The 12826-nt window shown below is 34.9% G+C and carries 15 protein-coding genes; 6 read left to right on the forward strand and 9 right to left on the reverse strand.

The window, feature by feature from the left end; genetic code table 11:
- The first annotated feature begins 12 nt into the window (after window positions 1-12).
- Both ACZZZI_RS12235 and ACZZZI_RS12240 read left to right on the forward strand, forming a co-directional pair.
- Entirely contained in the window at window positions 13-666 is a 654-nt protein-coding gene (locus ACZZZI_RS12235; RefSeq protein ID WP_463489574.1) for an energy transducer TonB, read from the forward strand.
- Window positions 667-1056, forward strand: coding sequence for a hypothetical protein (locus tag ACZZZI_RS12240; RefSeq protein ID WP_316755713.1), 390 nt, complete (start codon window positions 667-669; stop codon window positions 1054-1056).
- On the opposite strand, the gene ACZZZI_RS12245 is transcribed toward ACZZZI_RS12240, so the two are convergent.
- Window positions 1053-1907 carry a diacylglycerol/lipid kinase family protein gene (locus ACZZZI_RS12245; RefSeq protein WP_344766573.1) on the reverse strand — a complete coding sequence of 285 codons (855 nt, stop codon included), beginning with the start codon at window positions 1905-1907 and terminating at the stop codon, window positions 1053-1055. The two genes, ACZZZI_RS12240 and ACZZZI_RS12245, sit on opposite strands and share 4 nt — an antisense overlap.
- A gap of 60 nt (window positions 1908-1967) precedes the next feature.
- Here ACZZZI_RS12245 and ACZZZI_RS12250 point away from each other — a divergent pair, with 60 nt between their 5' ends.
- Entirely contained in the window at window positions 1968-2945 is a 978-nt protein-coding gene (locus ACZZZI_RS12250; RefSeq protein WP_463489575.1) for an App1 family protein, read from the forward strand.
- Here the strand turns inward: ACZZZI_RS12250 and ACZZZI_RS12255 are convergent.
- The gene (locus tag ACZZZI_RS12255) at window positions 2942-3310 is read right to left on the reverse strand and encodes a YccF domain-containing protein (RefSeq protein ID WP_316755719.1); all 369 of its coding nucleotides are present in this window, start codon (window positions 3308-3310) and stop codon (window positions 2942-2944) included. The two genes, ACZZZI_RS12250 and ACZZZI_RS12255, sit on opposite strands and share 4 nt — an antisense overlap.
- A 107-nt stretch (window positions 3311-3417) precedes the next feature.
- Between ACZZZI_RS12255 and ACZZZI_RS12260 the strand changes: the two genes are divergently transcribed.
- Window positions 3418-3768 (forward strand): hypothetical protein, encoded by a 351-nt coding sequence (locus tag ACZZZI_RS12260; protein ID WP_463489576.1) that lies wholly within the window; start codon window positions 3418-3420, stop codon window positions 3766-3768.
- Between the two features lie 258 nt (window positions 3769-4026).
- On the opposite strand, the gene ACZZZI_RS12265 is transcribed toward ACZZZI_RS12260, so the two are convergent.
- Window positions 4027-5226, reverse strand: coding sequence for a DUF1501 domain-containing protein (locus ACZZZI_RS12265; RefSeq protein ID WP_344766578.1), 1200 nt, complete (start codon window positions 5224-5226; stop codon window positions 4027-4029).
- Between the two features lie 11 nt (window positions 5227-5237).
- Window positions 5238-6680, reverse strand: a complete 1443-nt coding sequence (locus ACZZZI_RS12270; RefSeq protein WP_463489577.1) for a DUF1800 domain-containing protein — start codon at window positions 6678-6680, stop codon at window positions 5238-5240.
- A gap of 74 nt (window positions 6681-6754) precedes the next feature.
- On the opposite strand from ACZZZI_RS12270, the gene aat reads away from it, so the two are divergent.
- Together aat and ACZZZI_RS12280 are read left to right on the forward strand one after the other, a co-directional pair.
- The gene (gene aat, locus ACZZZI_RS12275) at window positions 6755-7387 is read left to right on the forward strand and encodes a leucyl/phenylalanyl-tRNA--protein transferase (RefSeq protein ID WP_463489578.1); all 633 of its coding nucleotides are present in this window, start codon (window positions 6755-6757) and stop codon (window positions 7385-7387) included.
- A 12-nt stretch (window positions 7388-7399) separates the two neighbouring features.
- A complete protein-coding gene (locus ACZZZI_RS12280) occupies window positions 7400-7906 on the forward strand; it encodes a GNAT family N-acetyltransferase (RefSeq protein WP_316755730.1) in 507 nt (168 codons plus the stop codon).
- 67 nt (window positions 7907-7973) lie between these two features.
- Here ACZZZI_RS12280 and ACZZZI_RS12285 read toward each other — a convergent pair whose 3' ends face one another.
- The 5 genes from ACZZZI_RS12285 to ACZZZI_RS12305 all read right to left on the reverse strand — a co-directional run bounded on the left by ACZZZI_RS12285 (window position 7974) and on the right by ACZZZI_RS12305 (window position 12817).
- Window positions 7974-8204 carry a hypothetical protein gene (locus ACZZZI_RS12285; protein WP_463489579.1) on the reverse strand — a complete coding sequence of 77 codons (231 nt, stop codon included), beginning with the start codon at window positions 8202-8204 and terminating at the stop codon, window positions 7974-7976.
- Entirely contained in the window at window positions 8201-8572 is a 372-nt protein-coding gene (locus ACZZZI_RS12290; RefSeq protein WP_463489580.1) for a TMEM175 family protein, read from the reverse strand. The genes ACZZZI_RS12285 and ACZZZI_RS12290 overlap by 4 nt, the downstream gene beginning before the upstream one ends.
- A gap of 103 nt (window positions 8573-8675) precedes the next feature.
- On the reverse strand, window positions 8676-9458 hold the full coding sequence (locus ACZZZI_RS12295) for a 3-keto-disaccharide hydrolase (RefSeq protein ID WP_424056786.1): 783 nt from the start codon (window positions 9456-9458) through the stop codon (window positions 8676-8678).
- A gap of 65 nt (window positions 9459-9523) precedes the next feature.
- A complete protein-coding gene (locus tag ACZZZI_RS12300) occupies window positions 9524-9841 on the reverse strand; it encodes a YgaP family membrane protein (protein WP_316755735.1) in 318 nt (105 codons plus the stop codon).
- An 84-nt stretch (window positions 9842-9925) separates the two neighbouring features.
- Window positions 9926-12817, reverse strand: coding sequence for a DEAD/DEAH box helicase (locus ACZZZI_RS12305; protein WP_316755737.1), 2892 nt, complete (start codon window positions 12815-12817; stop codon window positions 9926-9928).
- Window positions 12818-12826: the final 9 nt, after the last annotated feature.

Here is a 12826-nt window from a genome sequence, read left to right on the forward strand (position 1 = left end):
TAAATTAGATTGATGAAGAAGTTAATGATTCTGTGTTTTATTTTTTGCAGCACCTTTGCTATGGCGCAGGTACAGTTTAAAAGTGGTCCATCAGGATTTGCCTCTTTCTTAAAAAACAATACAATTTATCCTCCATTTTCTAAACAAAACTGCATTCAGGGAACGGTAAATGTTAGCTTTAAGCTAGACCAATCTGGCAAGGTTTATTCATCTAAAATTACAAAAGGTATTATTTCAGAGTTAAATGATGAAGCCTTACGTTTGGTGCGTATGAGTAGTGGTAAATGGCAGGTTCCTGCGGGTTACGATACAACAATTTCGGTTGTAGTACCTGTAAATTTCAAACTATCGGGCTACGATTGCGAAGGTAAAAGCAAGGCAGATATAAAGGCTGCTATTGTTTCTTACGAAGCAGAAGAAGGACTAACCAATGCGGTAATTAATTTCTATAAAAATAAAGATCAGGCTACACCAGAACAGGAAGCGCAGATTTTGGCGATAAAATCGCAACTTGGAATTGATGACGAATATCTTGATGTTTTGATTAAAACGGCACTTAAAAAAATAAAGCAAGGCGATAAACAAGGAGCCTGCGAGGATTTTAATCTTGTAAAAAACTTAGGAAGTGATAAAGCCAACGATTATCTTTCCAACTACTGTAAATAAATGCGTTTAACCATTAGAATTTTTGCTCTTTTAGATCTTATTAGTATTGTATTGTTGGCTCAGCCATTTTGGGAAATCATCACCCATCTAAAAGATATTCCTGAAGAGTTTTTATCACAAGCCAGGGTTATTTTAACACTTCCGCTTTTTGCATTATTGTTTGTTTCTGCAATTGGATTAATGCTTTTTAAAAAAAATGGCTTTATTGCTTACTATATTCAATTTCCAGTTCGTTTGTTAATATGGGTGTTTTCAATTGGTTTTATAACCCTAATTCCAGAACTGTTAAACCTTAAGGATGTTTGGTTCAACATATTTTTTAAAATATGTTTTATAGCAGAGTTTTTTAGATTATACTTTACCATTCAAATTCATCGTAAGGTGTTTTAAACAATTACAGAGATTGCAGCAGGTAAAATTTTAGCCTCTACAGTATTTACTTTTCCAATATATTCGCCATCAATCTGGAAATGAGCTTTGTGTTTGGAAAATATCTTAACCTCATCTGTTTGAAATACTTCTATTTTTTTAGGGTTAAAAGGTAATTTTGTAATCCAAATCTTCAGTATTTCCAGATAAGAATAATCCTTAACTAAAATTATTTCGAAAAGCTTATCGTCTAGTTTTCCATCAGGATTTATTTTCAATCCTGAGCCATACATTGTAGCGTTGGCGATAGCAACCATAGCAGCTCTGGATTTTACAATCTCGTTTTTAAGCTTCAATTCAACATCCATTCTCTTATGATTCCATAAGGCGTGCCACGTTGCTTTTGCATAACCCCACATTCCACGTTCTTGTAACGAATCAAATCTCTTTACCAGGTAAGCATTAAAGCCTAAATCAGATAAATGAATACATATTTCATCATTAAGCTTTACAACGTGAATTTTTTTTGCTTCGCCTGTTTCGAGTAAATTTAGTGCATCGGTTATATCAGTTGGGATTCCCAATTCTTTAGCCATTCCGTTTGCCGATCCAGCAGGGATTATTCCAATCGGTATTTCGCTGTTGAGTAAACATTCTGCTACTAATTTCAAAGTGCCGTCGCCACCAACCGCAATAACTTTATCTGCGTTTGATTCTGAAATTTTGCCTTTAATTTTATCTAAAGAACAATCATCGGGCAATTCGAAAAGATCTGTTTCAATTTGTTTTTGCTCAAAATGAATAGAAATTACTTCCTTTAAATTTATACTGTGGCTACCCGAACCTGGGTTGATAATGAATAGTAATTTCATGAAGATTAACCTCTTTTGGTAACATCAAAACAAGTTAATGCAAATCATGTTTTAACTATAATGAATAAATCTGTTAGTATAAAAATATATCATGGATATGGTCACACTCACAATTTGGTAGTTTATGGTCATGTTTTTAAGTATAAGGCAAACAGCGATCAGGTTTATAGTGATAATCTGTTCGTCAATATCAGTCATCTGTTAAAATTATTTATATTAAAACCTTTTGCCTTTGTAGCGGTAAGGTTGCAGTTTTTTGGTCAAACAATATATAATAAAGCAGAAGCAGATGGTTTTTTTAAATTTGAATGGGAGGCCGAAAAAGATGTTGCTGCGGGTTGGCATTCTGTAAAAATAGATGCTTTGGATGAGCATGGTGAAGTTTTAAGCTCAGGCAAAGGGAAAATATTTGTGCCTCACATTACACAATATGCATTTATTTCTGATGTTGATGATACGGTAATGATTTCGCATTCGGCAACAATTTGGCGGAGAATGAGAGAACTTTTTATCAAAAACCCGCGAACACGAAAAACTTTTCCAAATGCGGCAAGCCACTACCAGCAATTAGCATTGGCACACACAACTTTTGAGCAACCCAATCCATTTTTTTATGTGAGTAGTAGTGAATGGAATTTGTACGATTACCTTGTAGAAACTTTTAAATACAATAAACTGCCTGATGGCGCTTTCCTTTTAAATACATTAAAACGCTGGAAAGATTTAATTAAAACGGGCAAAACTGGGCATGAAGGCAAATTGTTAAGAGTAATGCGAATTTTAGATGCATTCCCGAATCAAAAATTTGTTTTTTTTGGAGATAACTCTCAGCAAGATCCTGCTATTTATACTTCAATTGCAGAAAAGTATCCTAAAAATATCGAAGCAATTTATATTCGGAACATTCGACGGGAAAGGGAAGTTGAAACCGCAATTTTGTTGGAGAAGTTAAAACCACTTAATGTTCAAACTTGTCTGTTTAATAATAGCTTAGAAGCAATTGAACATTCTAAAACAATTGGTTTAATTAAAGCTTAACTTATTGATTTTCCGAAAGGCGTAAAAGCCAAATTCATCAGTTTGAAATGCTGGCGACCGAAAGGAATGCCAACTATAGTTATGCAAAGCAAAATGCCGAAAAAGAAATGTGTTAAGGCAATCCAGAAGCCGCCGCACAATATCCAAATAATATTCATGATGGTTGATAAGCAACCTGTATTTGATGAGGTATCCGTTATTTTAACACCAAAAGGAGCGAGGCCTACAATGGCGAACTTAAAACACTGAATACCAAATGGAATGCCCACAATGGTTAGGCAAAGTATTAATCCACCGATAATGTATTCGAAGAAAATGAAAATGCCTCCAAAGATAATCCAGATAATGTTGCCTATAAAATTCATCGTATGTTTTTGTTTTAAGATGTGTGAAAATCAATTTTGTTACAAACCATTCGAAAACCCAAGGCTATAAATTCTTATTTTAGGATACACACAAAATGAAATTTATTATGAAAAAATTTATGGCACTGGCAACGGTTGTTGCATGCTTTGCATTGTCTGATGCTAAAGCTCAAAATGTAAACGGTGTTCGCTTAAGCGATATTCGTGCGGATTATATGGAAGTTAAATGCTTTTATGATGGAGGAGATAAGTACATTTCAAGATTGGATTACGGACAAGTAATAAAAAGGGGCAAAGATTCGAATATCAAGGATGATGATGGTAAGGATTTATTATTCAATTCGCCAATTGATTGCATTAATAAATTAAAAAACTATGGATATGAGCTTTTTCAAACCTACAGCAAGCAAAATGGTAAAGACGACAGCATAGCCGTTTACGTTTTAAAAAGGAAGTAGCTTTATATTTTCGGCAGGTGAAATACGCTCAGCAGATAGGAAAAGAAAGCAGTTTTAATTGCTGCTTGAAACCAAATATCTTGTTTGTAATAATTTCGGTTTTCACGATGAACTTTCGGAGACTTTTTTCTTGTAGAAGGCAAAAATATTGTCATCCTGAGCCTTTTGAATGACAAGTGTTTTTTCTTGCTCCTTAAAAAATAAGCAATGAATTGGGAAGCAACGCCAATGTACCATTGGCTTTGCTTCCCAAATAAATTATATAAAATCCAGGCTATTAAATTTTTTATTTAAAATATCGGCGTTATTTACATCGAGCCATTTATCTAAAATGGTTCCATAAACCTGACGGAAGTCTAACTGATATTTTAAATCGCCAGTATCTAAATCGCCAAGGTTTGGTGCCGCATTAAAAATACCCTGTTTTTTTAATCGGCCGCCAAAAATAAACATATTGTTGGCTGTACCATGATCGGTTCCATTACTGGCATTTTGCTCCACCCGACGGCCAAACTCTGAAAAGGTTACTACCAAAGTATCTTCCAGCTTATTATTCGCTTTTAAATCTTTAAGAAAAGCGGCCATACCTTCGCTATATTGCTTAAGTAAGTTACCTTGCTGCCCAATTTGGTTTACGTGTGTATCAAAACCACTCAATGATACATAGTAAACCCTGGTTTTTAAGCCAGAAGATATAAATTTGGAAACCGTTTTAAGCTGATTTGCAAAGCCAGATTGCGGATAGGTTGCCGTATTTTTATAAATTTTTGATGTGTTTTGAATGTAACTGGCAGACGACGATGTTTCGATCATAGTTTTGTACAGATAACCTAAGTTATCTTCATCTAAATGTTCTTTGTCATTTTGCAGCATGGCTTTAAAAAACGGATCATTCGTGTTACGGAACAATGCGGCGGGATCTTTTAAAGCAATTCCTTTTTTGGTCATACCTTTCATAGCAAGCGACAGGGAATCATCAACCTCAATTGCGGTATAAGGGAATTTACAGGTTTGGCAATTGCTATCCAAATATCTGCCGATCCAGCCTGTTGATAAAAACTGATTGCTATCGCTGGCGGTTTGCCAAATGTCCATCGAACGGAAATGCGAACGATCGGGATTAGGATATCCAACATCATTAATTATCGTCATCCAGCCTTGATCGTGGATTTCTTGCAGAGCGGCCATGTTTGGGTTTAAACCCTGCATATCCGTTAATTTAATTACTTCTTCAGGCTTTATAGCAATGCTTTTGCGTTTTTGGTAATAAATATCATTGCCAAACGGAATAACTGTATTTAAGCCATCGTTACCACCAGAAAGCTGTACTACAACCAAATTTTTGTAAAGGCTGAGTTCATCGAGTGCCATTGCCTCAAGTGGTTTCATAAAAGCAGGAACAAATAAAGAACCAGCTGCCACAAAACTTGTATTTCTTAAAAAATTTCTTCTGTTCATCTTTTTAATTTTTAACAAAGTTGATATTCTGGCATACTTGTAAGCTCAACTGAAGTGCTTTTAAGGCCTTTATTGTCGCTAATCATGCTGGTAATTTTGTCGTTTAACTTTGGCTGGAGTATAAAATCTGCCAGTTCTATTGGTTTTATCCCTTTGGGTAATGTTTCTAAAAATTTTGGCCAATCGGCTTTTGCATCTACAAAAGATTTTGGTTTTGATTTGTTGTTTGCAGTAGCTGTTGCAGCGCGACTTTGAGCGATTATGGCTTCATCTTCTGGATCAGCTTTACCACTAAAATCTATTTCTCCGTCGTTTAAAACTAAAGATGGGATTCGCATACGCAGCATTAAAGAAGAACTATCAATCCAGTTTTGACCGCCAGGCCAACCCGCAACATTTGGTGGATTAAATAAATATTGGCCTAAGCTGCTTTGCAATTGAATTAAAACCTGGGGTTTGTTGTAGGTAACATAAAATTCTCTGCTTAAGCCTACAATAAATTCTACTGGCGATTTAATTTTTGTACCAACATTTTCTGGGCTATAAAACCAATCTGATGTGAACATTTTTTTAACCAGTTCGCCAATATCATATTTAGAATTAAAAAAATGAGTAGCTAATTCTTTAACATGTGTTTCATTCGGATTATCGTTTACGAAGAACTTATAAATTTTACGGGCTATAAAATCGGCGGTTTCAGGTTTATCTAAAATAATATCGATAATATTTTCACCATCAAAATTGCCGGTTTTACCAAAAAAGGTTTTTGTTCCTGCATCGTGCAAGTTCGGGCGGAAGATAAACGAACCGTCTTTATCGTACATCCATCCGGTAAAAGAACGAGCTGATTCTTTAATGTCTTGCTCGGTGTAATTCCCTCTGCCTAAAGTAAAAAGTTCCATCAGCTCACGGGCGAAATTTTCGTTTGGTTTACCTTTTCTGTTTTGCTGATTATTTAAATATTGTAGCATGGCTGGCGATTTGGAAACTTCCATTAATAAAGTTTTAAAACTGCCCAGGCCATTTGTTCTTTGAATATTATTAAGCTGCTGCGCAAACATTGGGTTATTGCTTCTACAAGCAAAATGGCCATGCCAAAAAAGTGTCATTTTCTCGCGAAGCGGATTACTGGTATTAATCATTTTTTCAATCCAGGTAATGTTTAAATCGCGGCTTTTTTCATTTTGCATACGAACAATTTCTTGCCTTTGCTTTTTCTCTTCGTCGGTTAAATCCTTTTTAGCATATAAACCTGCCTGCATTAAAAGCTGCTGTTTCGATGCAACAGAATCAATTAGCGTAATGTCATCCTGTTCTTTTGCTTCTTTAAACAATGTATTTATAACCTTGTCGATATTTTTTCTGCTGAGTTTGTGTAAATCGTTAAAAGATATACCAAATCCAGCACGACTGTAAAGGTGTTTTACTTTATAGAAACTATCTTTCGGGCTCATAGTGATAATTTTAATAGTATGACTTATTTAAAACGTGGTGGTTTAATCTTTGTTTTGTTTCTTAATTTAGCCGAATGTTTTTTCAACTAACTGATGATGACCTGAGTTTTCCGAATCCTGCCCTTGCTGAAGATGATGGTTTACTTGCTATTGGAGGTGATTTAAGTTTGGAAAGATTGCTTTTGGCTTATTCTAATGGAATATTTCCCTGGTTTAGTGAAGGAGAGCCAATTCTATGGTATTCACCACATCAGCGTTGCGTAATTTATCCTGATAGAATTAAAATCAGCAAAAGCATGAAGAAAATTTTTAAAGACGAAATCTTTAAAATTACAATTAACAAGGCTTTTTCAGAAGTAATAAAAAAGTGTGCTTCAACTTTTAGGGCAGGTCAGAGTGATACCTGGATTACCAATGAAATGCAGGAAGCTTATATTAATCTTCATAAAAACGGGCTTGCACATAGTGTAGAAGTTTGGATTGGTGATAAACTGGTTGGTGGTCTATATGGATTGAAAATTAACCAGGTTTTTTGCGGTGAGAGTATGTTTAGCGAGGTTAGTAATGCATCGAAAGCAGCATTAATTTTTCTAAGTAAAACGAATGTTAATTTGATAGATTGCCAATTACCAAACGAACACCTGATGAGTTTGGGTGCAGAAATGATCGAACGAGATACGTTTATGAATGCTTTGAGAGACGAATAATATTTTTAAAAAATGAAAAACTACGAGACTGAAAGATTGATTTTGAAACCTGCAGCATTAACCGACGCAGATTTCTTTTTGGAGCTGTACAATATGCCGAAATTTTTAAAATACATAGGCGATAGAAATTTAAAAACCAAAGCAGCTGCCGAAGATTATATTAAAAACAGGTTTTTAGCACAAATAGAAAAATTGGGTTTTGGCAATTACGTGGTAAGTTTAAAATCAAATGGTAAAAAAATTGGCGCAGTTGGTATTTTTGAGCGTGAAGGCTTAGAGGTTCTCGATATTGGCTTTTCGTTTTTTGAAGAATATGAAGGAAAAGGTTTCGCTTACGAATCGGCAATTAAATTAAAGGCAGCTGTTGCAAGCGATTTTGGCTTAGAAAAACTTTCTGCTATTACTTCAAAAGACAATTTTTCTTCCCAGAAACTGATTGAAAGATTGGGTTTAACTTTTCGAAAATACATAAACATGCCTAACAGTGATGAAGAGCTGATGTATTATGAAACAGTGTAAAAATTTGTTTTGCAGTTATCCAAGCTAAATATTTCTAGGTTTGTTGGTACCCAGCAAGGATTGGTCGTTAACTTAAATCTTCGTCAGGTAAACCATCTTCACGCATAGCTTTTTCAATTCTTTTATCTGGAATAAACCATACGCAAGCTACCGAGAAATAAAGCGCTACACCAAACCAGGGATTTATAAAACTTAAACCTACGCCTGCAATGTAAAACAGTAAAGAAATTTTGCCTTTATAATCGTTACCAATCGCCTGAACAACGAGTGACCTCTCGCCTTCGGTTTTTTTAATCACAATAACCAATAAGGTATAAGAAATAGCAGCGAGAAATAACACAAGGCCATAAACAATAACAGGCCAAAGTGCGAAGTGATTTTCGCCCAGCCAGCTGCAACTAGAAATAAGGAAAGCCAGAAAAGGAAGTTTAAGTTTGCCCAAAGCATTTGTCCATTTACTTTTTTAACGGCATGCATTAAATGATGGTGGTTATTCCAGTAAATGCCAACGTAAATAAAGCTTAAAACATAACTGATAAATTTAGGGATTAACGGTTTTAAAGTCATTAGGCTTTCGCCTTCTGGTACTTTAATTTCCAATACCATAATGGTTATAATAATTGCGATAACACCGTCACTAAATGCTTCTAATCTGCCTTTATTCATTATTCAATAAAGTTGTAATACAATTATCAGCTAATTAATTTAGAAAACAAAAAACCTGCAATGTTTAAATATTGCAGGTTTTAAATCATGTTTTTTGTAAAGGTTAAAGCTCTCTAACCCAAATATTTCTAAAGCTTATTGCTGGGCTTGGATCGCCATGATCTTGCAATTTAATTGATGCTGGACCATGTTTTTTATATTGTGGAGCACCAATATATCTTGTTTCTCCTTTTAATATGAAGTTATTTTGTAAAAGCACACCATTTAAAAACAAAGTTACACTTGCTTCTTTTTTCAAAGAACCATCTTCATTAAAACGTGGTGCAGTCCAAATAATATCGTAATACTGCCACTCACCAGGTTTTTTATTGGCATTGGCTAATGGAATTGCTTGTTTGTAAACACTTCCAGTTTGGCCATTTACATAGGTTTTGTTGTTATATGCATCCATAATCTGGATTTCATATCCGTCATCGCCACCACCAGTTGAAGCTAAAAATACACCGCTATTTCCTCTTGCCTGACCTTCGCCAGTAATGTTTGCAGGAATTTTCCATTCCATGTGCAACTGGTAGTCGGTAAATTTTTTGTTAGTTTCTATATTGCCAGTTCCTTTTTTTACAGTGAAAAAACCATCATCAATTGTCCATGTAGCTGGTTTCGATGGGTCTTTTACAGAATGCCAGGCATCTAAATTTCTTCCGTTAAATAAAACGATCGCATCAGATGGAGCTTCCTGAGGTAAATTCCCTGGAGTAACAGATTTTGGAACAGGCTCCCAAACTTCAGTTGTTTTTGGATCTTTGGCAGGATCTGTTTTCTTATCTTGTGCCATTACCTGAATTGTGAAAAATGCAGGAATAAAAAATAATGCGTATTTGCTCATAACTATTGATTAACACTCTAAAGTTAATCGATTTATTAATAAATGAAAATTTAGTATTCAATTTATTACGCCAAGTCGTCGGCAACGTACGTTTCATTGATGATAATTTCATCAATTGTTAAATCCTCTTGCTGTTGATTACTTACATCCTTTACAGGGCAGTAACCAGTAATGCCTCTATACAATAAACCTGCACCAACTGTTGCGCCAGTAATTGCAATAACTGGGTGAGAAAACAACCCTGTTAAACCTTTGTAAAGTAGGTAGGTTCCAACAGCGCCCGATAACCAACGTTCGGATTTTGAAACGTTTTCGTAAAGCTCCGGATATTTCCAGGCCTCTTTTATGTTATTTAATGTGGTATTTAAATCTTGATTTGTCATGATGGTAGATATTTTTCTACTATAACAAACTGAAATTGATTGAGTTTTAAATGAAGTGAATTTAAATCGTGGTACCAGTAAAATCTATTTCAAAATATCCCTTATATCTTCTTTACTTAAAGATTTAAAAAAGCTTTCTTCGGTAGTAATTAATGAATTTGCTAAAGATTTCTTACGGTTTTGTAGGGCTAAAATTTTCTCTTCAACGGTATCTTTAGCAATAAATTTGTAGATAAATACTTTTTTATCCTGGCCTATACGATGTGTTCTATCTATAGCTTGCTGTTCTACTGCTGGGTTCCACCATGGGTCTAAAATGAAAACATAATCTGCCTGGGTTAAATTTAAACCAACACCGCCTGCTTTTATTGAAATCAGGAAAACTTTTAACGATTCGTTTTGCTGAAACTCAGAAACAATTTCACCGCGATTTCTGGTTGCGCCATCTAAATACGCAAAAGGAATATCTTCTTTTTCAAAGTGTTTTTTAAAAATATCGAGGTGTTTTACAAACTGCGAAAAAACTAAAACTTTGTGGCCGCCTTTTAAAACGTTATCCAAAGTATGAATTACGTTTTCGAACTTTCCAGAATCGGATTCATACTCAGAATCAATCATTATTGGGTGGTTAGCCAGTTGGCGAAGCGCAGTTAAACCCTGTAATAACTGAACTTGTTTTTGCGCAAAAGTTCCATCATCCATGCTTTGCAATAAATCATTGCGATATGCTGATTTTGTTTTTTCGTAATAAGCTGCCTGATCTTCGCTCATATCGCAATAAATTACCTGCTCCGTTTTAGGAGGAAGTTCGGCCGCAACCTGTTCTTTTGTTCGGCGAAGTACAAAAGGTTTAATAATCGATTGGAGTTTTCGAGCCTTTTCTTCGTCTTTTTTCTTTTCTATCGCTTGAACATATTCTTCGTAAAAGAAAGCCTGTGTGCCTAATAAACCTGGATTCAGAAACGTTAATTGCGACCATAAATCGCCAACAGAATTTTCTACAGGTGTACCACTTAAAATTAAGCGATGTCGTGATTTTAAACTTCTTACCGCTTTAAATGATTTTGATGAAGGGTTTTTAATGTTCTGACTTTCATCTAAAATAACGTAGTTAAAATAGAAGTTTTTAAGTTCATCAACATCTACCCTGGTAACACCATAAGTTGTTATGATAATATCATAGTTAGCAAAATTGGCAACATCTTTATTTCTGTTTGTGCCGGTATGAGCTAAAATTTTAAGTTTAGGGGTGAATTTTTTTGCTTCAGTAAGCCAGTTGTAAATTAGCGAAGTAGGCATAATAATTAAAGAAGTTGTTTGGGTTGATGCAAGTTGGTCGTCTTCTTTAACCTTTTGCAGCATGGCCAGTGTTTGAATGGTTTTACCCAAACCCATATCATCGGCTAAACAACCGCCAAAATTATATTCGCGTAAAAAGCTGAACCAATTATAACCTGCCTTTTGGTAATCGCGTAAGCTACCTTTAAAATGTACGGGCATTTGGGTATCAGCAATATCTTCGAAATCGTTGAGACGTTGCAGTTTACGCTCGAGCGTAATGTTTGCTAAACTATCTTCGGCCAAATCGTTTATTAAACCGATGTGGTGTTTCTTCAGTTTTAAATTTTTACCAGCTTCGGCAAGGCTAAATAAACTGCCGTATTGCGAAAACCATTTCTCTGGAATAATCGCAACTTCACCATCTGGCAAGGTAAATTCTCTTCTTTTATGAAGAATATGTTGCTTTAAAGAAAGAAAAGGAATTTGATATTTTCCAAACCAAACTACGGCGTTAATGTCGAACCAATCGTTACTTTCTTTAACTTCTAAATCTATTTTGCTTGCACCGAAAACAAAACGTTTCTGGCCAGTTGCCTGTTCAATTTCGAAACCTGCGGCTTCTAAAGTTTCGATATGTTCGTTTACCCAATTTATAGCTGCATAGCTTGGATTTTCATCGGCAGAAGTAACTTCTAAGTTACTGAACAATGCACTTGTTTTTTTTAAGCCTAATGCCAGTAATAAATTAAGTTGTTTTTTTTCCCAATCGGCCGAACGTTTTATGCGATGGAAAATATAATTATCAGCAATTTTTTCTAATCTAACGGTAACCTTATGGGCATTTTCTACAGGAAAAATGTATTCACCATATTTAAAATAAAGTTGAATTTGAGATAAACCGCCATCAACGTAAAAAACCTTTACAACGGGAATAGCCTCATATTGTTCGGTTTTAATTTCAAAACCTTCAGCATACACGTGATGTTTCTCAATTAGTGGCGCTACAAATTTTTCGAAATACGTAGCTTCTGTAGATTTTGGTATAGCAATATATCTTTTGGCTAAAAACGGTTGAAGTTTTTTACCTTCAATGTCCTGATCAAAAAAGTATAAAACATCATTAAGTAATAACCATGCTGGTTTATTGCTTACAATTTGTGCTTCCTTGAACATAAATTCGATGCGCAAATTCTGATACTTTATAGTTGGGAAGTAGCGGGTTTCTGTTTCGTTTCTGCGGAAATGAAATAGGATTGACGCTGGTTCTGCTGCTAATTCTATTTTACGTTCTACTGGCCAGCCATCTTTATCCATTAAGTATAACTCTTCTTTAACTTTTAGCAATTCTAAAGCTTCGGCAAGTTTTTTCTCAATTTTCGGACGAACACTATCGTAAAACTTATCGTCGAAAACCTTTGTGAAAAATTCAGTTGGTCTGATTAATTTTTTATAGTACTTTTTAATGAGCGAATCCTGCTCAATATCATCTAAAATTTTAATCAGCTTATAATCGATTTCGCTTAAACATGCGTGAAATTCTTCTGCAGTATGGGTGAAAATTCTTTGATAAGTAAAAGAAAAATCGCCTTGCGGATTGAGTTGAACTACATGAGGTTCAATTAAATAGCCTAAGTACTCATGTTTGCACAAAGAGTACACAACTTTACATGTTTTGGAGCTATCGACGCGTAACATTGATGAGAA

The sequence above is a fragment of the Pedobacter sp. AC190 genome (genome assembly GCF_979258025.1).